Source organism: Thiothrix unzii (assembly GCF_017901175.1).
GTDB lineage: Bacteria > Pseudomonadota > Gammaproteobacteria > Thiotrichales > Thiotrichaceae > Thiothrix > Thiothrix unzii.
The window spans coordinates 1,841,381-1,862,626 of record NZ_CP072793.1 but is presented as its reverse complement, the minus strand read 5'-3'; the positions used below and the strand labels follow the sequence as shown (position 1 = coordinate 1,862,626).

Below are 21,246 nucleotides of genomic sequence, written 5' to 3'. Positions count from 1 at the left end.
ATAGAAACTCTGTTTACCCTAACAGGGAACATTAGAGGATGCTAATATTACTTGTCAAGATAACAAAATAAGGTGACGACATGATGAAACAGGCAATATTTATGCCAATTTTACTGGCAAGCCTCGTCGGTTGGGCAAGTTCCGCCAGCGCAGAGATGTATAAATGGACAGATAGCAGTGGCAAAACACACTACAGTGCGACCCCACCGCCTGCTGATGTAAAAGCCAAAAATATTGAAGCTGAGATTAACCTATCCAGCGGTAAATCCAAGGTTTCTGATGCACCTAAGACTGATGCAGCAGCACCGGAAACTAAAACCGAAACACCAACTGACAAAGCTGTAAAGCCAGAAGAAGCGGCGCAAGCCAGCGAAAAACAGCACCGTAGTTATTGCGATCAACAAAAACAAGCACTGCAACAAATTTCCACAAATTCTCTGGTAAAATATACCGATGAAAAGGGCGAACGCTTCCTAAATGCGGCTGAAAAACAGGAAAAAATTGCTTCTATCAGTAAAAATATTGAAAGCATGTGTGGCCCTGAAATGTTTAGCAGTGCTACCGGCGTGGCGGCTGCACCAGCCAATGCCGCTGCTAAACCCGCATCACCAGCGACTGATACCACTACTACTGGACAAACTTCCGGCAAGTAAACGTTAAGCCTGTTATGCAGCTAACCATCGCCCGCGTGCTAATGCTACAAGGGCGTATGGTGTGTCGGTATTTTTATTGCGATTGATGTAGCAAGTTGATTGCGTTGATTGACGAAGCATCTTATAATCCGTCCCTCGCTTTTATCGACTCCCGCATCCATGCCCGGATGGTGAAATCGGTAGACACAAGAGACTTAAAATCTCTCGGCGGTAACGCTGTGCCGGTTCGAGTCCGGCTCCGGGCACCACTTTTGTTGCAAATGAATGCTTGTAAATCAGTAGTTTAGCCAATGACTGCTTTGGTTGAAAACATTGCTCTAGCGATATTGGAGTTCTGATGTACATCCCAAAACACTTTGCCGAACACGACCAAGCCGAAATCCTGCGCTTCATCGCCGCCAATGCATTTGGTACGCTGGTTACGGTTGATGCAGGTGTTCCCTTCGCCAGTCACATTCCGTTTTTGTTGGAACAGGGCGACACACTCACGTTGTCCGGGCATCTTGCCAAAGCCAATCCGCAATGGCAGCACCTCGCGACAAACCCGCAGGTGTTGGCAATGTTCCAAGGCGCACACGCCTACGTTTCACCCACATGGTACGAAGGCGCAGGCGTGCCCACTTGGAATTACACCGCTGTGCATGTCCACGGCAAGGTGCGTGTCATTCACGATACGGCATGGTTGCAAGCGCAGGTGGAACGCCTCAGTCATTACTATGAAGGCGATACCCCCAACGCTTGGATTCCCAGCTACCCCGCCAAAATGCTGGAAGCCATCGTTGGTTTTGAAATCACCATTGAGTCGTTGCAAGCCAAATACAAACTGAGCCAGAACCGCAGTGCTGCGGATCAACATCTTGTTATGCAAGCCTTGGATGCGAATGGCGGCGAAGGTGAACGCGGTGTGGCAGCATTGATGGCGAAACGTTTGGAGGATGATCACGCATCGCAAAACTGACGTGGTTGATATTTTCTGGCGTAATTTTTGCATATTCTTGTGATTAGCTTTTGCTTATAACAAGGTTCACATGCATAAATTGATGTTGGTCGATCACGACCCCGACCGCTCTGCGAGTCTTGAAGTTGCGCTCCTCGCGGCTGGTTATGCTCACATTATCCGCGTCGGGCAAGGTGAAAACCTGCTCGCTGCGGTGCGTACCCACCAGCCCGACATTATCCTCATCGACATGCAAAGCCCCGACCGCGACACCCTCGAATCGCTGCGCAATGTTAGCCGCGAAATGCCCAAGCCCATCGTGTTTTTTGCCGAACAAAGCGACCTTGAAACCACCCGTGCTGCCATTAGTGCCGGAGTCAGTGCCTATATCGTCGATGATTTGCCGGGAAAGCGCCTGAAATCGGTGTTGGAAGTGGCGATTGCCCGTTTTCAAGAACACCAAAAGCTCAAAGATGAGCTGGAAGACTACAAATCCCGCTTGCAAGACCGCAAAGATGTGGATAAAGCCAAGGGCATTCTTATGCAACACCGCAACCTGACGGAAGAAGAGGCATACCAACTCCTGCGCAAAATGGCGATGGATCGCAATATGAAAATCGGTGAAGCTGCCCGCAATTTCGTCGCGGCAATGGCCTTGCTAGGGGGGAAATTCTGATGAAACAAGATTTGCGCATCGGCTTTTTGCCCCTAACCGATTGTGCTGTGTTAGTCGCAGCGTTGGAACGCGGTTTCTTTGAAAAATACGGTCTGCACGTCACCTTGCAGCGCGAAGTGTCTTGGGCAAATATTCGTGACCGCGTGGCATTCGGCGAACTTGATGCGGCGCACATGCTTGCCCCCATGCCTTTGGCGGCAACGCTGGGCATCGACGGTTTGGGGATTCCGATGCAAGCCGCGTTCAGTCTTGGTCTGAATGGCAGTGCGATTACTGTTGCCAGCCCCTTGATGCAAGCCATGCGCGAACATTACCCGCAAGCATTATGCACCGCCCCGGTGCGAGCGCACGGTCTCAAGCGTCTTTTAGATGCGCAAATGCCGCGCAAACTGGTGTTCGGTTGCGTCTACCCTTTCTCACAGCACCATTATTTGTTGCAGGCATGGTTGCAGGATGGCGGTCTGGTGTTGGGGCAGGATGTGGAAATTCGCGTGATTCCCCCGCAGCAAATGGTCGAATCCTTGGCGCAAGGTCAGATTGACGGTTATTGCGCGGGTGAACCGTGGAATCAGCAAGCGGTCAGTCGGGGTATTGGGCAGGTTGCCGTTACCAGTTACGATTTGTGGAACAATGGCCCTGAAAAAGTGCTGGGTGTGACCCAAGCGTGGGCTGAAGCCAACCCTGAAACGCATCAAGCCTTGCTGTGTGCCTTGCTCGAAGCCGCACAATGGTTGGACGAGCCGCATAATCGCGTGCGGATTGCTGAACTGCTAACCCGACCGGAATATTTGGATGTGCCGCTTGCCTTGATCCAGCCGCCGTTGTTGGGGCGTTACCGTTACGCGCCGGATGAACCGGAACGTTTGCTGCCTGATTTCAATGTGTTTGCGCGTTATGCTGCCAATTTCCCTTGGCATTCGCACGGCGAGTATTTCTTGGCGCAAATGCACGCAACAGGTCAGTTGGCAACTTTGCCCACTGACCCTGCGGCACTGCTGACGAAGGTGTATTGCACGCCGTTGTATCGTTTGGCGGCTGAAACTCTGAGCTTGCCGTATCCGACGGTGGATTATCTGCCGTCAGTTCATTGTCTCGCGCCGTGGGTGTTGCGCGATGCCAGCCAACTAATCGCGATGGGGAATAGTTACGTGGCGTTGGAACGGTTGCGGCTATAACCGCGACTGCACCAATCCTGCCCAAACTAAGCCGAAAAAGCACAATATAAGTGCAGTCTAATGAACTCAAGGGTGGGTAGCGTGCAAGCAAAACCCACCAACCCCGCCACCAACCTACAGCTTTTCCACTTGGCACACCCTTTGCATAGTTATCACCATGCAGTCAACGGCGACTGCGTAATCATGAAATGACTCCTCCTCCTAACCGTGCGATGTAGCGCGGGTATTTGGGTAAAGCTGCCCTGACGACTGTTGGCTCCTCCTCTGCCAACAGATTGTCAGGGCTTTTTTTTTGGCTACGAAAAAGGTTTTTACGATGAGCAACATACACGTAACCGAACGCCGTACCTTCCTCAAGAAAGCGACGCTGGCGTTGGCATTAACATTGGGCATGGGTACTGGGCTGCTGAGCACCAGCGCATACGCCGAGATTGGCAAGCCGGAAAAGGCTGATCTGAAATTGGGTTTCATCAAGCTGACCGACATGGCTCCGCTGGCGATTGCCTATGAAAAAGGTTTCTTTGAAGACGAAGGCTTGTTCGTCAAGCTCGAAGCGCAGGCCAACTGGAAAGTTTTGCTGGATGGTGTAGTCGATGGGCAACTTGACGGCGCACACATGCTGGCAGGGCAACCACTCGCCGCCACCATCGGTTTTGGCACCAAGGCTGACATTATCACCCCGTTTTCGATGGACTTGAACGGCAACGGCATCACCGTTTCCAACGCGGTGTGGGAAAAAATGAAGCCGCACGTTGAAATGAAAGACGGTAAACCCGTCCATCCGATCAAAGCCGAAGCCCTCAAACCGGTTATTGAGGAATACAAGAAGGGTGGCAAACCTTTCAACCTCGGCATGGTGTTCCCGGTTTCCACCCACAACTATGAATTGCGTTACTGGCTGGCGGCTGGCGGCATCAACCCCGGCACTTACGCACCCGCCAAAGACGACATCAAAGGTCAGATTGGTGCGGACGTGATGATTTCTGTCACCCCGCCACCGCAAATGCCCGCTACCATGGAAGCAGGCACGATTGACGGCTATTGCGTCGGCGAACCTTGGAACCAGCAAGCTGTCGCCAAAGGTATCGGCGTACCAGTCATTACCGACTACGAAATCTGGAAAAACAACCCGGAAAAAGTCTTCGGTATCACCAAAGCATTTGCTGAAAAGAACCCGAATACCACAGCGCGTTTGGTAAAAGCCCTGATCCGTGCTGCTTACTGGTTGGATGAAAACAACAACGCCAACCGCAAGGAGGCCGTTGAAATCCTGTCCAAACCGGAATACGTCGGCGCAGATAAAGTGGTACTGGCGAATTCCATGACCGGTACGTTTGAGTATGAAAAAGGCGACAAGCGCGACGTGCCGGACTTCAACGTGTTCTTCCGCCACAACGCTACTTACCCGTATTACTCCGACGCAGTGTGGTATCTGACGCAAATGCGCCGCTGGGGTCAAATTGGCGAACCCAAGGATGACAAGTGGTTTGATGAAACTGCCAAGCAGGTTTATCGCCCGGACATCTTCAAAACCGCTGCTGAAGCTCTGATTGCCGAAGGCAAGCTGAAGAAGGAAGACTTCCCTGACTTCGGTGCGGAAAGCGGTTACAAGCCTGCGACCAGCGACTTTATCGACGGTACGAGTTACGACGGCACAAAGCCGAACGAATACATCGAACAGTTCAAGATCGGGTTGAAGAAAGACGAGAAGGTTTAACGGTCAGGTCGTGGTTGTAGAGACGCAAGATTTTGCGTCTCTACGGCTTATCCAAACAGGAGACAACTCATGAATTCCAAGCAACTATTCCAGACCTTTGCCGCGCCGTTTCTCGGTATTCTGCTGTTTCTGGCGATTTGGCAGGTTGGTGCGCCCAAGATTGTAACGTCGTTGGGGGCAGTGCCGGGGCCGGTGCAGGTTTTCGAGCAATTCACCGGGCTGGTGGATGAGCATCGGGCGGCACGTCAGAAAGAGGTGGAGTTTTACCAGCGGCAAGAAGAGCGCAATGCTACCGCGTTGGCGGAAGACCCGAATGCTGAAATCAGTGTTCGCCCTTACACGGGTAAAGCGACGTTTTTTGATCAAATTGTGACGAGCATTGTCACGGTGATGACAGGTTTTGTATTGGCGGGGTTTATTGCGATTCCGCTGGGGATTGTGGCGGGCTTGAGCCAGACGGTGTACGCCGCGCTTAACCCGTTGATTCAGCTTTTCAAGCCGGTATCGCCGTTGGCTTGGTTGCCGATTGTGACCATGATCGTGAGTGCGGTGTATGTGTCGGATGACCCAACGTTTGATAAATCGTTCATCAACTCGGCGTTGACGGTGCTGCTGTGCTGTTTGTGGCCGACCATTATCAATACCACGGTGGGTGTCGCCAATATCAGCAAGGATTTGCAGAACGTCAGTAAGGTATTGCGCCTGAGCTGGTGGACGCATGTGCGCAAAATCGTGCTGCCTTCGGCGATTCCGATGATTTTCACCGGCTTGCGTTTATCGTTGGGGATTGCGTGGATGGTGCTGATTGCGGCGGAAATGCTGGCGCAAAACCCCGGTTTGGGCAAGTTCGTGTGGGATGAATTCCAGAACGGCAGCTCCAATTCGCTGGGGCGGATTATGGTGGCGGTGATTGTGATTGGTTTAATCGGTTTCGCGCTGGATCGCGGCATGTTGCTGCTGCAACGTCAGGTGTCGTGGGATAAAAACGCGGCATTGCGTTAAGCGATAAGGAGAATAGTGATGACAACAAAACACGCGGATCACCTGCTGATTTCACAGGTATCCATCGACTTTCCTACCCCGCAAGGGCCGTTCCGTGCGCTCGACAAAGTGGATTTGCGTATTGAAAAGGGTGAATTTGTGTCGATTATCGGGCATTCCGGCTGCGGCAAATCCACCGTGCTGAACATCGTCGCAGGCTTGTATCAAGCCACCGAGGGCGGGGTGATTCTGGATGGGCGCGAAGTCAATGAACCGGGGCCAGAACGCGCCGTGGTGTTCCAGAACCATTCCTTGTTGCCTTGGCTGACGGCGTATGAAAACGTCGAATTGGCAGTGAAGCAGGTGTTTAAGGGCAAAAAGTCCAAAGCCGAAATGCGCGAATGGATCGAACACAATCTGACGCTGGTACACATGGATCATGCCATGCACAAACGCCCGGATGAAATTTCCGGCGGGATGAAACAGCGGGTCGGGATTGCACGAGCCTTGGCGATGCAACCGCAAGTGCTGTTGCTGGATGAGCCTTTCGGCGCACTGGATGCCTTGACCCGTGCGCATTTGCAGGATTCCATGATGGAAATTCAGGCGACGCTGGGCAATACGGTGATCATGATTACCCACGATGTGGACGAGGCGGTGTTGCTGTCAGACCGGATTGTGATGATGTCGAATGGCCCGGCGGCAAGTGTGGGGGATATTGTGACGGTGAATCTGCCGCGCCCGCGTAATCGGGTGGCGATGGCGGAGTCGGTGGAATACATGCGTTGCCGTAAGGCAGTGTTGAGCTTTTTGTATGAGCGGCACGGGCGCAAGGCAACACCTACGCCAGTCGCGGATGAGGAGGCGCAGCCCGCAAGGGGTAACATCGTTGAGCTGAAAAAAGTGCCTGCCAAAGAAGCGGCATAATCCGTCTGTTTGGCAGATAATGCCGCGATGGATTATCTGCTGCTGTTCACGTCGGCGTTACTCGCCGCGACCTTGATTCCCGCGCAATCGGAAGCCGTGCTCGTTGGGTTATTGCTCAACGGGCAGGGTGCGTTTTGGCTGTTGATTGCGGTGGCGACGTTGGGCAATACGCTGGGTTCGGTGATTAACTGGTGGCTGGGGCGTTATTTGGAACACTTTCAGGATAAACGCTGGTTTCCGGTGAAAGCGGCAAGCTTGGCACGGGCGCAACAGTGGTTTCAGCGTTATGGGTGGGGGGTGTTGTTGTTGAGTTGGTTGCCGATCATCGGTGATCCGCTGACGGTGGTGGCGGGGGTGATGCGGATGCCGTTGCTGCCGTTTGTGGCGGTGGTGGCGGTGGTGGCGGTGGTGGCGGTGGCGAAGGGTGGGCGGTATGGGGTGTTGGGGTGGATGGTGATGGGGTAGTTTATCTCAATGCCTTCAGGCTTGGTTTGACTAGTGCCATATATTTGTTTTCAGGGTTTTTCTACAGCGTCAACGTCCGAATTGACGGGCGCGGCGGAGAGTAAGTCGGTCGGAGTCGCGGGTTGTCACCGCGTCCGTCGTCGAATAAATTGTTGGCTCTCTATTAATATTTTGAGTTAAAAAAAGATATGTATTCTATGTATTTGTCAACTAGATAATGCGCCTTGTTTAATAATATTTTTCTCTCATCAAGGGTTGGTATTTTACCGTGAGCACGGTCATTTCTTTCTTCACGAAGAATATGCAAGACATAACCTTTACTCATGACTTTTTCTCTGACTACACAATTAATCATATTAACCAGTGATGATAAGTCGTTGTTACTTACAGTAATTAATTTCTGATCCTTTGCATTAGATAAGTAATTCTTTAATTCTGTTTCAAATATTCTGCCCAGTTCAAATAAGCCAATATCTATCTCATCAATATTTAATTTTGTGATAGCTCTGTTCAAGTATGGCTTTAAGTTTTCTTTTAACGCATAACTCTCAATATCTATAGAAATAGATTGACTAATCTCTTTGTTTCTGTAAATGGCATATGTTTTGTTATTTTCTTGGTAACTCTCAATATCATTCATTTCTGACAAATAATTATAAAATGTTGGTTTGATGCACTCAACCTGCTCAGAAATCATTTTATAGAGAACACCTTTTTGATATGGCTTATTCGGGTTGCTATAAAGAATTGTTCTGATTTCTTCATATATTCTCTCGCGCAATGTCTCTTTTCCCTCAGTTTTTGATAGACGTTGGAAATCTGAGTTTATACATTCAATTATCAAACTTTTACCATTCCCAATTTTTTTGAACTTAAAATTGGGGGAAGCCCTTAGTCTTTGTCTTATATTTATTTCGCTATAATTTGTTCTTTTCATTAGTTCCCTGACAGCTTCAGCAAATCTCATTGATGTTTTTTCTTTGAATAACTCACTTGCTGCCTCATCCAAAGAATGTACATTATTATTGATTTTCTCATCTTTATGTTCTTTCATTTTCCATGCTTTAAGTGCATAAAGTCCTCGATCAAGAGTCTGTCAAATAAACTGTGTAACACGTTTTTCATAGGGCGGAGAGCGGAACCCGCTCTTCACCGAACATAAGTAAAAAAGTCTGCAAAGCGGGTTTCCAGTGGTGAATGACCGACCACTTTTGCGAGGCTTCGCGTACCGCCAAATACAGGCTTTTGAGGGCTGAACTGTCATTGGGAAAGATGCGCCGGTTGCGGGTAAACTTGCGCAAACTCATGTTCAGGGATTCAATCGCATTGGTGGTGTAAATCACTTTGCGGATCTCCGGCTGGAACTGGAAAAACGGGATGACATTCGCCCAGTTACCGCGCCATAGACGCACGACTGCTTTGTATTTGTTACCCCATTCGGTGTCGAGGGCTTCCAGTTCGTGTTCGGCTTCTTCAGCAGTGCTGGACTGGTAAATGCGCTTGAGGGCAGCGACCACACCTTTGGTATCCTTGGCGGTGACGTAGCGCAAGCTGGCGCGAACCATGTGTACCATGCACAACTGGGTCAGCGTTTTGGGGAAGACCGCGTTGACGGCTTCAGGCAAGCCGTTTAAGCCATCCATGCACGCCACGTAGATGTCTTGTACGCCCCGGTGGCGTAGTTCCGTCAAGACCGATAACCAGAACTTGGCACCTTCATTTTCTGCCAACCAGATGCCCAACACGTCCTTTTCACCGCGTAAGTTGACCGCCAATACCACATGGGCTGATTTATTGATGACCTGCTTATCTTGTTGAACTTTAACGACAATCCCATCGAGCCAGACAATCGGGTAGATATTATCCAGTGCTCGCGTCTGCCACGCTTTAGCTTCGCCCTGAACGGCTTCGGTTACTTCCGCGATCAGCGTATGCGAGATGTCCACCCCGTACAGGCGTTTGATCGTGTCTTCGATGTCGCGGGTGGTCATGCCTTTGGCGTACAGCGTCAGGATGTGTTCTTCCATCCCTGCTAACCGTATTTGGCGTTTTTGTATCAACTTCGGCTCAAAGCTGCCATCACGGTCACGCGGTGTCTCTACCTGCAACTCACCAAATTCGCCTTTGATGGTCTTGTTGCCTTTGCCGTTACGGGTATTGCTGCGCCGTTGCCCGGCTTCGCTACGCTCACCCTTGTCGTAGTTTAGGTGCACATCCAATTCGGCTTCCAAGCTGCGGTTGATCATCCGCTGCAAGAGCTGGCTGTAAAGGTTTTTGACATCAGCAGGCGTTTTGCAATCGCTGAGTAAGTCATCCATGAGTTTCGGGTCGAGGCGTTCCATGTTACTGCTCCTTCTTGGGATTCACGTTATATAGCAGTTACACAGTTCAGTTTACAGTCTCTCGATCAACTCGTATAAAAATATCTTTATGCGAAACTAAGTAAGTGTTGACGGAACTTAATGGGATGTTTTCTCTTATTTTAGTTATTTCATTATGTATTTCTTTTGCTTTCATTGGTTCGCCTTTTTTATGCAAGGCTTTTATCATTAAGTCCTTTGAGCTGATATTAGGTACTGAGTTCCATTCGGAAAGTCCCCATTCTCCACTTTTTCCAATGGGAGTAAATCTTTTATCTGTAACCATTTGATTTGTGATATTTCTAGTGAGCGAGGCATCATGTGAACTTGTTGCTTCTTGTTTATTTATGATTTTAACTATTTGTCGATAATGTGTAGGCTTTCCTAAATTTACTAATATACGGTATGCTTTATCTGCGGCACTAGATAAACAATGGATTTTGGTTTGGAATATTTCTTTATCACTATCTATACATTCAACGCAACTTGAACTAGATAAAAGATTTATAATGTCGTTTTTACTTATATTTTTGATTTTTCTTTTCTTGTTCGATACCACTATATCAAATAGTGAATATTTATCGGGGGTTTTAATTAATGATGCAATGTGGGATGTTGCTTTTATTATATCCTTTGCTGAAATCTTATTTTTTGAGTAATACAGAGAATCTAACTGTAATGATGTAATACTAAAAGAGTTTGATAGTTTTTCATATCCCAATATTTCAAGTAGCAATACTACCTTGTTGTTATCTTGGCATTGATACTGATAATTATTTTTTAACAAGAAAATTATAGAATCTTCGCTGATGATGTTTCCATTTGATTCTAACTCTGATTCAAGTCGAATAAATTTCTCTCTGATTGTTATATCAACCTTGACTTTTTTACTACTGTCTGTCGTTAAAATGTTATAGATCGTTTTTAACGTTTTTGCTTCTATTTGTCGAACTCGCTCTCTTGTTACATCATTATAAGTGCCTATTTCTTCTAAGGTATATTTTTTGTAGCCCTTAAGTGAAAATCTTCTGTCTAAAATATTAATATTTCTTTCTTCATCTTTGTGGAAAATGCGTTTTATAACTTGATATGCAATTCTATCAATTGAGTCGCTTAAGTCTTGGTCGCGCGTTGATGCAACTAATATTCTATTATCACCTATATTATCAATTTCAGAGGGGCTTAAATTTTTATTATTTTCAATGAAGTCCGACAGTATAGTTAATGACTCGGAAATGCTATTCTTATTTATTCCGTCTATAAATGGAGTGTTCTCAAGAAATTTTTTTGCATCCTTGATGGTTTTAATATTATATGATTCAAGTTTGTTTTTTATTCGACTTGGTAAGTTTATGTGCGTTACAGGTATTTCAAGAACTTGTTCGATGTTGCATTTATTCTCTGTCATATGAACTCTATAATTACTTAAGAATCTGAATGTTGTTTGTTTTAAGGTTAGCCAACAGTTTATTGGACGGCGTTCATGAATATCAGAATAACCAGTCCCTGCTCAACCAAAAAGCAGCGACTGCCCATTTAGTTCGTCAAGCGTTCCGCATATTCTGGGATTGTGATTGCCGTCCTTCAAAATCCCATACAAATCGTAAACACGCTACCGCCCTACCACGTCGAAACCGGCATAGGGTCAGTCGCGTGTTGTTATAATTGGTATGGCGTGTATTGGGTTGTCGCCAGCGTTTGACGAATTGCCTGAAACTCTACCATAAGCTGACGAAAAATACCCACGAATCAAGCACACATTCGCAGTAAAATACCGCCATTTTGGCGCGTGTGCTAACCTCAAATGAAAAACTCGTTTAGGAGAAAGCCCGATGCCACCAGTACACCCACGCGATTACCTCAGCGTCGAAGACTACCTTGCAGGCGAACAGCGATACGAATACGTCGAGGGAAAGGTGTACGCAAGGGCAGGGGCAAGCACCAACCATAACCGTATTGCAGGCAATTTATATGCGTTAATCTGGAACCACCAGCGCGGCAAACCTTGTGAACCGATGACCAGTAACATACTGGTAAAAACCACCGCCAAGCGTTTTCGCTACCCCGATTTGATGGTGGTGTGTAACGATGACCCCTCGCAAGATACCTATGTCCGCGAAAGTCCGATTCTGATCTCAACCGCCAAAACGTAAGCCCAATGATGATTTTGAAGAAATCATCCTTATTTCAAGGACGATTTATGGATTATCGTCCTTAATGCTTGAATTCCCCATTCCAGTGCAAACCTCCCCACTCACTCCCTAAATTAGCGCACCCTAATACACCATTCTCTCCCTCCTACCCCCTTCACCCCTTGCGGGGGAAGGGCTGGGGATGGGGGGGTAACGCTGGCACAACCCTTGCATAACTCCCCCCAAACGCTACCCCCGGTCAACGGCGATCGAGGTACAGCCCACCACGCACTGTTGCGTGACACACATATCACGGGTAACGAAGCCCTGAACCCTACGCCCTCTCCGGCGTAACGGTTCAGGGCTTTTTTGTTTTCAGGAGACGCAACAATGCACAAAGAAAATTTAGTACTGATCGGCAACGGTATGGCAGGGGTACGCACCCTCGAAGAACTGCTTAAACTTGCCCCCGACCACTACAACATCACGGTATTCGGCGAAGAACCTTACGGTAACTACAACCGCATCATGCTCTCGCCGGTGCTTGCCAGCGAAAAGACCATCGAGCAAATCATGCTCAACGGCGAACAGTGGTACATCGACAACGGCATCACCTTGCACAAAGGCAAAAAGGTCGAGCAAATCAACCGCGCCCGCCGCGAAGTCATCGCCACCGACGGCACGGTAGCGCATTACGACCGCCTGATTATTGCCACGGGTTCCGTGCCGTTCATGCTGCCCTTGCCCGGTGCGGATAAAACGGGCGTGATCGGTTTCCGCGACATCAAAGACGTGGATACCATGCTCGACACTGCCAGCCGTTACCAACACGCGGTCGTCATCGGCGGCGGCTTGCTGGGGCTGGAAGCGGCAAACGGCTTGATGAAGCAAGGTATGAACGTCACCGTTGTGCACTTGCTCGACACCCTGATGGAACGCCAGCTCGACAAACCCGCTGCTGCCATGTTGCAAAAATCGCTGGCAGAGCGTGGCATGACTTTCCTGATGGAACACAGCACCGCTGAAATCCTTGGGCAAGAGCGCGTCACCGCCGTGCGTTTCAAAAACGGCACCGAAATTCCCGCCGATTTGGTGGTGATGGCAGTCGGCATCAAACCTAATACTGCACTCGGCAAATCCGCCGGATTGTATTGCGAACGTGGCATTGTGGTCAGCGACACCATGCAAACCATTACCGACCCGAAAATCTACGCGATTGGCGAATGCGTACAACATCGTGGCATTGCCTACGGCTTGGTAGCTCCGCTGTTTGAGCAAGCCAAAGTCGCCGCCAACCACCTCGCCAAACACGGCATTGCCCGCTACGTCGGCACGGTCACGTCCACCAAGCTGAAAGTGACGGGCATTGAGTTGTTTTCCGCTGGCGATTTCACCGGCAATGACCAAACCGAAGACATCGTGTTCAAAGATGCTGCGTCCGGCACGTACAAAAAGATCGTGCTGCAAGACAATCAGGTCAAGGGCGCAGTGCTGTACGGCGATACCGTCGATGGCAGTTGGTATTTCCAGTTGATGAAAGACGGCACAGACGTGTCCGCCTTCCGCGACACCCTGCTATTCGGGCAACACCATTTGGGCGATTCCGGGCATAATCCCGACACCCGCGTTGCCAGCTTGCCGGACAATGCCGAAATTTGCGGCTGTAACGGCGTGTGCAAAGGCGACATTGTAAAAGCGATTACCGAGAAAAAACTGTTCACGCTGGATGAAGTACGAGCGCATACCAAGGCTTCGGCTTCGTGCGGCTCGTGTACCGGCTTGGTCGAATCCTTGCTGGCGCACACTGTTGGCGGCGACTATTCCGCCACGCCGAAAACCAAACCGCTGTGCAAATGTACCGATTACACCCACGACGACATCCGCCACGGCATTATTCAGCACAGCCTGAAAACCATGCCTGCGGTGCGCGAACATTTCGAGTGGAAAACGCCGGATGGTTGCCCGTCGTGCCGGAACGCGCTCAATTATTACCTGCTGTGCGCTTACCCGACTGAATACGTGGACGATGCGCAATCGCGTTACATCAACGAACGCGCCCACGGCAATATCCAGAAAGACGGTTCGTATTCGGTCGTGCCGCGCATGTTTGGCGGGATGTGTACTTCTGACCAATTACGCGCCATTGCCGACGTTGCCGACAAATACCAAGTGCCGACCATGAAAGTCACGGGCGGGCAGCGCATTGATATGTTCGGTATCAAAAAAGAGCAGTTGCCTGCGATGTGGAAGGATTTGAGCGCGGCGGGTTTCGTGTCGGGTCACGCTTACGGCAAGGCGATGCGTACCGTGAAAACTTGCGTCGGCAGCGAATGGTGTCGTTTCGGCACGCAAGATTCCACCGGACTCGGCGTGAAGCTGGAAGAACTCACCTGGGGTTCGTGGATGCCGCACAAGTTCAAGCTGGCGGTGTCCGGTTGCCCGCGCAATTGTGCGGAAGCGACCATCAAGGACATCGGCGTGGTGTGCGTCGATTCCGGCTACGAATTGCACATCGGCGGCAACGGCGGTATCAAAGTGCGCGTTACTGACTTGCTATGCAAGGTTGAAACCGAAGCGCAAGTGTTGGAATACACGGGTGCATTCTGCCAATTCTACCGCGAAGACGCGCATTATCTGGAACGTACCGCGCCGTGGATCGAGCGCGTCGGCTTGGAAAAGGTCAAAACCGCGATTTTAAGCGATGCCGCCAACCGCAAAGCCTTGTACGAGCGTTTCCTGATTTCGCAACAGCCCGCGCAAATCGACCCATGGAAAGCCCGCGCCGACGGTGCAGAAGCCGCTGAATTCACCCCGATCATGATCGAAGCCTAGGAGTACATAACCATGAGTAAATGGATAGAAGTCGTCGAATTAAACAACATTCCGGTACTCGGTTCGCGCCTGATCAAAACCCGTGACACCGACATCGCCGTGTTTCGCGGCTCAGACGATCAGGTGTACGCGATTCGTGATGCTTGCCCGCACAAAGGTGGGCCGTTGTCGCAGGGGATTATGCACGGCTCGACCGTCACTTGCCCCTTGCACAATTGGAAGATCGACCTGAGCAGCGGCAACGCGCTTGCGCCGGATCATGGGTGTAGCAATGTGTTTGCGGTGAAGGTGGAGGGGGGCAGGGTGTATTTGCAACTATGAAAACAACCAAAACCACCTGCCCCTACTGCGGCGTAGGCTGCGGGGTCATCGTCGAACAAGACGCGGCGGGCGTATTTAAGGTACGCCCCGACAAGGAACACCCCGCCAACCTCGGCAGGCTATGCTCCAAAGGCACAGCCTTGGCGGAAACACTGGATCACCCGCAACGCTTGCTCTACCCCGAAATCGACGGGCAGCGCGTGAGCTGGGATGTCGCAACGTCCACCATCGCCAGCCGTTTCCAGCAAATCATCGCAGAACACGGCGCGGATGCAGTGGCGTTCTACGTCTCCGGTCAACTGCTGACCGAAGATTATTACGTTGCCAACAAGCTGATGAAAGGCTACCTCGGCTCGGCGAATATCGACACCAATTCGCGCCTGTGCATGTCGTCGGCAGTGGCGGCGCACAAACGCGCTTTCGGCGAAGACCTCGTGTCGTGCAGCTATGAAGATTTGGAAGCGGCGGAACTCATCGTGCTGGTGGGCAGCAATGCCGCATGGTGTCACCCCGTGCTGTACCAGCGCATGGTCAAAGCGAAAAAGCTCAATCCGGCGTTACAAGTGGTTACGATTGACCCGCGCCGTACCCAAACCGCCGACCTTGCCGATCTGCACTTGGGGCTTGCGCCGGGGACGGATGTGTTCCTGTTCAATGGCTTGCTGGCATGGCTGGCGGAAAACGGGCATACCGATGCTGCGTTCGTCAGCCAATCTACCAAGGGCATGGAGCAGGCGGTAGAGCTGGCGAAAACCACCGCACCCTCAGCGCAAGCTGTTGCAGCCCAATGCAACCTCACGGTTGAAGCTGTGGAACAGTTCTTCAAGCTGTTTGCCGCGACGCAACGGGTGGTCACGGTGTTTTCGCAAGGCATCAACCAATCCTCCAGCGGCGTGGACAAAGGCAATGCGCTGATCAATTGCCATCTGCTGACCGGGCGTATCGGTAAGGTCGGGGCTGGCGCGTTTTCCTTCACCGGACAACCGAATGCAATGGGCGGACGCGAAGTTGGCGGACTTGCCAACCAGCTTGCGGCGCATCTCGACATCGACAATCCACAGCACCGCGATTTGGTGCAACGTTTCTGGCAATCCCCGCGCATTGCGCCCTACGCTGGGCTGAAAGCGGTGGATTTGTTCCACGCGATGGAAGCGGGCAAAGTCAAAGCGGTGTGGATTATGGGCACAAATCCGGCGGTGAGTTTGCCGGACAGTGCGCAAGTGCGCCGCGCCTTGCTGGCGTGCGAGCTGGTGGTGGTATCCGATTGCGTGCGCAACACCGATACAGTGGATTTGGCGCACATCCGTTTGCCCGCGCTGACATGGGGTGAACGCGACGGCACTGTTACCAACAGCGACCGCACGATTTCACGCCAACCGCCGTTTTTGCCAGCACCGGGCGAAGCCAAGCAGGATTGGCAAATCTTGGCTGAGGTGGCGCAGGAAATGGGCTTTGGCTCGGCATTCCCTTATCAATCCGCTCACGAAATTTTCCGCGAACATGCTGCTTTATCCGCATTTGAAAATCACGGCGAACGTTGCTTTAACCTAGGCGCGTGGCAAACGCTGACAGCGGCGGATTACGACCAGTTACCACCGACGCAATGGCCGCTGGATGCCGCAGGGCAGGGGACGACACGCCTGTTTGCTGATGGAAAATTTTTCACGCCATCTGGCAAGGCGCAATTCATCGCCGTGCAACCGCGTTTGCCGCAATCACAACGCACGCCCGAATTCCCGTTTGTATTGAATACCGGACGGGTGCGTGACCATTGGCACACGCTGACGCGCACCGGCATTTCGCCGCGTTTGTCCGCGCACGTCGCCGAACCTTACGTGGAAATGCACCCATGTGATGCGCGTAATCAAGGCTTGCAAGACGGCGGAATTGCACGGATCTACACCGCCACCCAATCCATATTGGTCAAGGTGAAAACCAGTCGTGACCAGCAACGCGGCAGCCTGTTTGTGCCGATGCACTGGAGCGGGCAATTCAGTGGCGCGGCAGGCGTGGGGGCATTGATTCCGGCAAACGTTGACCCGATTTCGGGGCAGCCGGAGAGTAAGCACGCGGCGGTGGCGATTGAGGCGTATGGAGCGGCTTGGCAGGGTTTTTTGATTTCGCGAAGAAAACTCGCCCTCGCTGCTCTCGAAGGAGGGCGTATGCAATACGCCCCTACGAATATTCACGGTAGGGGCGTATTGCATACGCCCTCTTACACTTACTGGACTGCCATCAAAGTCCACAACGCTTGGCGTTACGAACTCGCAGGCCAGCAACCCGCAGCCGATTGGGCAACCTTCGCCCGCGACTTGCTATGCCAACACGCCGACGACGTGAACTGGACAGAATACCTCGACGTTGCCCGCCAAACCTACCGAGCCGCTCGTTTCACGGGTGATCAACTGGAAAGCTGCTTATTCATCAGCGCATCCGCCGCCCGTTTGCCCCCCCGCGATTGGCTAGTCAGCTTGTTTGCCCATGAAACGCTTTCCCCAGCAGATCGCACCAGTTTGCTGGCAGGCAAACCGGCGGTGGCTGGCGAAGACAAAGGGCGGATGGTGTGTGCGTGTTTCAACGTCGGCGAAAAAACCATCCGTAAAGTGATTGCCGAACAGGGTTTGAGCAGCGTGGAGGCGATTGGGCGTTGTTTGAATGCAGGCACGAATTGCGGCTCGTGTTTGCCGGAATTACAGGCGTTACTGAGTTAAAGCACTTTCGCTCGCCGGAAGCAGTCAGCGTATTAATTTTTAGGAGTTTATTTTTCAAGCCAATAAAATACCACCTACGTGGTAGTTCGGTTACGTCCAAAGTGTAATTGTCCCACGGAATAATGATGGTTAGGCTAGGGTATCCGCAAGTCACGCGATAAATTACGAGGATACCGCCATGACGTTGGAAAAACAGGACTTTATTGCCGCTTTACAAAGCTACAGTGAAGAACCCAGTATATTGCCCGATGAACTATGGTCGATTTATCAATCTGCTGTGACTCATTCCGTTATCCGTGAAAAAGCGGCTTACCCGTTGTCAGCCTTAATGGCGCAACCTGCCATCACAGTAAGTGCTGAGGCTTTCTTGATGGAAGCTTCGCGGTTAATGTTGGAAAAACGTATTAGCGGTTTGCCTGTAGTGGAAAATAAGATGCTGGTAGGCATTATTACTGAAGGTGATTTGATGGCAGGTTTTGGTGTGCCAGTGAGGGCTGCCCAAACTTCACGGATGAAAAAAGCCCTTGATTCGTGGTTACACCCACACCCGATCTCAACCAGTCCCACGAGTACTGTAGGTGAAGTCATGATCCGTTCCGTGGTTAGTGCCGAACCCCAGCAAACCTTGAAAGAGGGGTTGGAGCTGATGCGCCGTTATCAAGTAACGCGCCTTGTGATTGTTGATGATCAACGGCAAGTCGTCGGGATAGTCACCCGTTCCGACATTTTGCGCTTCACTTCTGCTGATCCACAAACCACACCGCTGCTTCCACCCGCGACCGCAGGTTGAGTTTGCGTAGTAAATGCTTGACGTGAACTTTGACTGTGCCTTCGGTAATGCCCAGTTCCCGTGCGACCAGCTTATTGCTTTTACCCGCTGCGACTCGCTCCAAAATGCGTTGTTCCTGTTCAGTCAAGCCTGCTTCTGAAGGCGTTTTGGGATGAATCGCGTCGTGGCGCATCGCGTGTGCCAGCAAGTTGATCAGGCGTTCGGTGAGGGTAATGCGTCCCGCCGCCGCTTCCGCCAGCTTTTCCACCAAATCTTCAGGTTCCATTTCCTTGAGCAAATAGCCGTCTGCACCTGCGCGTAACGCTGCCACCAAATCACTCGCCTGATCGGAAACCGTGAGCATCACCACCCGTGCATCGCTGCCAGAGGCTTTGATGACTTTTAATACCTCAATGCCGCTCATGTCTTTCATGTTCAGGTCGAGCAAGATCATGTCGGGGGCAAGTTCCAACGCCATGTCGATGCCTTCCTGCCCGCAGGAGGCTTCGCCGACAATGATGAAATCAGGCACCATATTGACCAAATAGCGCACGCCTTTGCGAAACAGGGGGTGATCGTCCACGATCAGCAGGCTTTGCGGGGTTTCAAGCGGCATGGGCAATCCTTGTTTTGGGGGTGAAATCGAGTTGTACGCAAGTGCCACCACCAGCACGCGGCAGGTATTGCAGTATGCCATGCAGGGCGCGGGCGCGTTCGTCCATAATTGCCATGCCGTAATGGTGCAGGTTGGCGGTTTTTTGGATACCTGCGCCGTCATCTTCGATGCGCAATTGCAGGCTATTGTTATCGTCTTGACGCTGCAACGACACCCACGTTTGGCTGGCGTGCGCGTGTTTGAGGGTGTTGGATAAGGCTTCGCGCACGATTTGCAGCAGGTGAATTTCTTCGTTGGGGGTCAGGTTGAGGTTGCCTAAACTAACCTCCAGCGTAATTGGTAAGTTGCCGCGTTCGGCAAATTCGGTGGTGGTTTGTGCCAGTGCCATGCCTAAATCATCGTCTTCCATGCGCAAACGGAAGGTGGAGAGCAGTTCGCGCAATTGCTGGTAGGAACTATTGAGGCCCTCGCGCAATTCTTCCAGTGCAGCGGTAACTTCTGTGACATCCGCCGGATTTTTTACCGCCGTGCGCAAGCGGCTGACTTGGATTTTCATATAGGCCAGCGATTGTGCCAAGGAATCGTGCAATTCGCGGGCGATGACGGCGCGTTCTTCCAGTAGGGAAACGCGGCGGTGCTGTTCGCTGCGTTGTTCGGAGGCAATGGTGACACCGATGTGGCGCGATAATGCTTCCAGTAATTGCACTTGCCAGCGTTCGGCAGTGGTGTTGGCGGGGACATCGACAGCTAACATGCCGTAGCGTTTTTCGGCATCGGTGAGCGGCATCCGCAAGATTTGACGACCGTCGGGGAGCGTGTCCATGCGGGCGGCGTGCGGGTCGTGGCATTCGGCGCAACTGTTGGCGCGTTGGCACAGCGGGCTTTTGCCATCGCTGGAAGTAGTTGCGACGACATCGCCTTGTTGGTCATTGTCTTCTTTGAGGCAAATCGTGCCATTGCCTAAGCCCAACACCGCTTCAGCATCTTTCAACACGTTGTGGAAGACATCGCGGTCGGGGGCTATGCCGTGTAAGCGCGTGATGGAGCGGTACAGTAAATCCAGTGAACGATTGCTGCGGGTAAGTTCGGCGGTTTTTTGTTCGACCCGTGCTTCAAGGTCTTGGTAAAGTTTGGAGAGATCCTCTGCCATCAGGTCAAAAGCTCGTCCCAGTTGCCCGATTTCGTCTTCACCCGCAAGGTCGGTGCGTACCGCGAGATTGCCTTGGCGGATTTGGTCGGTTAGCCCCAATAGCCCTTTGAGCGGGGTGACAAAAATGTTGTTGACCAAGTAAATGGAGAGGATCACGGCGAGGATCGTGCCAATCACGGCAACACCCAAAATCACCCGCAACACCAAAATCTTGGCTTCGGTGGCTTCTTCAATCTGCTTGACCAGATCATTGATGTGCGCAACGAATTGGGGAATGGCATCGAGCAATGCGGCATCGGCGGAGGTGGTGGTGCTCGTGGTCAGTAAGGGAATCAGGTCGGGTTTGATGCGTTGCTGCCAGCCGCTTTCGACTTGCCGATACACTTGCTTGAGCGGGGTGGTTTCGTCGGTGGGCAATACGGAGAGGATCGAGTCCGCCGCTAAATCGGTTTCAAAGCGTTGGATGGCTTGTTGCAAGTCGCTGCGGTGCGTGGGGTTGGGGTCATGCAGGATGCGTTGGTAGAGGGATGCCATGCGCCAACTTTGCATCCGCAAACTTCCAGCGACGTTGATGGCTTCGCCGTTGCCTTGGGTGGTTTCCGCGACCATCCATGACGTGGACATGCCGACAATCGCCAGAACCGTGATGGCAGCGATCATCCCGCCCAGCCGTAGCAGCAAGGAATTTTGGAGTTTTTTCCACAGAATGCGGTTCACGCGGTGGGTTTCCTAGTGTTGTTATTGGATGCTGCGCTCTGATTCTAGGGTAATACATTTGGGGGTGGGGCGGGTGGAAAAAAGGGTGTACTACTTTGGTGGTAGTC

Annotated in this window: 18 protein-coding genes and 1 tRNA gene; 14 read left to right on the top strand and 5 right to left on the bottom strand. The window is 51.4% G+C overall.

Translation table 11 applies throughout. The features are described 5' to 3' along the window. Positions 1 to 101 precede the first annotated feature (101 nt). The 9 genes from J9260_RS09310 (at position 102) to J9260_RS09270 (ending at position 7,531) form a co-directional block, all read left to right on the top strand. The gene (locus J9260_RS09310) at positions 102 to 653 is read left to right on the top strand and encodes a DUF4124 domain-containing protein (protein ID WP_210217525.1); all 552 of its coding nucleotides are present in this window, start codon (positions 102 to 104) and stop codon (positions 651 to 653) included. 161 nt (positions 654 to 814) lie between these two features. Continuing rightward, a tRNA-Leu gene (locus tag J9260_RS09305) sits at positions 815 to 901 on the top strand. An 89-nt stretch (positions 902 to 990) separates the two neighbouring features. Further along, positions 991 to 1,611, top strand: coding sequence for an FMN-binding negative transcriptional regulator (locus tag J9260_RS09300; RefSeq protein ID WP_210217524.1), 621 nt, complete (start codon positions 991 to 993; stop codon positions 1,609 to 1,611). 70 nt (positions 1,612 to 1,681) lie between these two features. Continuing rightward, entirely contained in the window at positions 1,682 to 2,266 is a 585-nt protein-coding gene (locus tag J9260_RS09295) for an ANTAR domain-containing response regulator (RefSeq protein WP_210217523.1), read from the top strand. Further along, positions 2,266 to 3,441, top strand: coding sequence for a CmpA/NrtA family ABC transporter substrate-binding protein (locus J9260_RS09290; protein ID WP_210217522.1), 1,176 nt, complete (start codon positions 2,266 to 2,268; stop codon positions 3,439 to 3,441). Before J9260_RS09295 ends, J9260_RS09290 begins: the two co-directional genes overlap by 1 nt. Positions 3,442 to 3,757: 316 nt before the next feature. Further along, on the top strand, positions 3,758 to 5,158 hold the full coding sequence (locus J9260_RS09285) for a CmpA/NrtA family ABC transporter substrate-binding protein (protein ID WP_210217521.1): 1,401 nt from the start codon (positions 3,758 to 3,760) through the stop codon (positions 5,156 to 5,158). Between the two features lie 69 nt (positions 5,159 to 5,227). Then, positions 5,228 to 6,160 carry an ABC transporter permease gene (locus J9260_RS09280; protein WP_210217520.1) on the top strand — a complete coding sequence of 311 codons (933 nt, stop codon included), beginning with the start codon at positions 5,228 to 5,230 and terminating at the stop codon, positions 6,158 to 6,160. Positions 6,161 to 6,178: 18 nt separating this feature from the next. After that, entirely contained in the window at positions 6,179 to 7,066 is an 888-nt protein-coding gene (locus J9260_RS09275) for an ABC transporter ATP-binding protein (protein ID WP_210217519.1), read from the top strand. Between the two features lie 9 nt (positions 7,067 to 7,075). Beyond that, the gene (locus tag J9260_RS09270) at positions 7,076 to 7,531 is read left to right on the top strand and encodes a YqaA family protein (protein WP_425520089.1); all 456 of its coding nucleotides are present in this window, start codon (positions 7,076 to 7,078) and stop codon (positions 7,529 to 7,531) included. Between the two features lie 163 nt (positions 7,532 to 7,694). Here the strand turns inward: J9260_RS09270 and J9260_RS09265 are convergent, their stop codons facing one another. From J9260_RS09265 to J9260_RS09255, 3 genes are all read right to left on the bottom strand, one after another. After that, positions 7,695 to 8,585, bottom strand: a complete 891-nt coding sequence (locus J9260_RS09265) for a hypothetical protein (protein ID WP_210217518.1) — start codon at positions 8,583 to 8,585, stop codon at positions 7,695 to 7,697. Between the two features lie 67 nt (positions 8,586 to 8,652). Further along, entirely contained in the window at positions 8,653 to 9,873 is a 1,221-nt protein-coding gene (locus tag J9260_RS09260; RefSeq protein ID WP_210217517.1) for an IS256 family transposase, read from the bottom strand. Between the two features lie 46 nt (positions 9,874 to 9,919). After that, entirely contained in the window at positions 9,920 to 11,299 is a 1,380-nt protein-coding gene (locus J9260_RS09255) for a sigma factor-like helix-turn-helix DNA-binding protein (protein ID WP_210217516.1), read from the bottom strand. A gap of 424 nt (positions 11,300 to 11,723) precedes the next feature. Here J9260_RS09255 and J9260_RS09250 point away from each other — a divergent pair, with 424 nt between their 5' ends. The 5 genes from J9260_RS09250 to J9260_RS09230 all read left to right on the top strand — a co-directional run bounded on the left by J9260_RS09250 (position 11,724) and on the right by J9260_RS09230 (position 18,677). After that, positions 11,724 to 12,044: a Uma2 family endonuclease gene (locus tag J9260_RS09250; protein WP_210217515.1), complete on the top strand. Its 321-nt coding sequence runs from the start codon at positions 11,724 to 11,726 to the stop codon at positions 12,042 to 12,044. 369 nt (positions 12,045 to 12,413) lie between these two features. Then, the gene (gene nirB / locus J9260_RS09245) at positions 12,414 to 14,855 is read left to right on the top strand and encodes a nitrite reductase large subunit NirB (protein ID WP_210217514.1); all 2,442 of its coding nucleotides are present in this window, start codon (positions 12,414 to 12,416) and stop codon (positions 14,853 to 14,855) included. 12 nt (positions 14,856 to 14,867) lie between these two features. Then, positions 14,868 to 15,176 (top strand): nitrite reductase small subunit NirD, encoded by a 309-nt coding sequence (nirD, locus tag J9260_RS09240; protein ID WP_210217513.1) that lies wholly within the window; start codon positions 14,868 to 14,870, stop codon positions 15,174 to 15,176. Then, positions 15,173 to 17,887: a nitrate reductase gene (locus J9260_RS09235; RefSeq protein ID WP_210217512.1), complete on the top strand. Its 2,715-nt coding sequence runs from the start codon at positions 15,173 to 15,175 to the stop codon at positions 17,885 to 17,887. The genes nirD and J9260_RS09235 overlap by 4 nt, the downstream gene beginning before the upstream one ends. A 178-nt stretch (positions 17,888 to 18,065) precedes the next feature. After that, entirely contained in the window at positions 18,066 to 18,677 is a 612-nt protein-coding gene (locus J9260_RS09230) for a CBS domain-containing protein (RefSeq protein WP_210217511.1), read from the top strand. Here J9260_RS09230 and narL read toward each other — a convergent pair. Together narL and J9260_RS09220 are read right to left on the bottom strand one after the other, a co-directional pair. After that, a complete protein-coding gene (gene narL, locus J9260_RS09225; protein WP_210217510.1) occupies positions 18,622 to 19,272 on the bottom strand; it encodes a two-component system response regulator NarL in 651 nt (216 codons plus the stop codon). The two genes, J9260_RS09230 and narL, sit on opposite strands and share 56 nt — an antisense overlap. Further along, positions 19,262 to 21,139 carry a type IV pili methyl-accepting chemotaxis transducer N-terminal domain-containing protein gene (locus tag J9260_RS09220; protein WP_246499368.1) on the bottom strand — a complete coding sequence of 626 codons (1,878 nt, stop codon included), beginning with the start codon at positions 21,137 to 21,139 and terminating at the stop codon, positions 19,262 to 19,264. The genes narL and J9260_RS09220 overlap by 11 nt, the downstream gene beginning before the upstream one ends. Positions 21,140 to 21,246 lie beyond the last annotated feature (107 nt).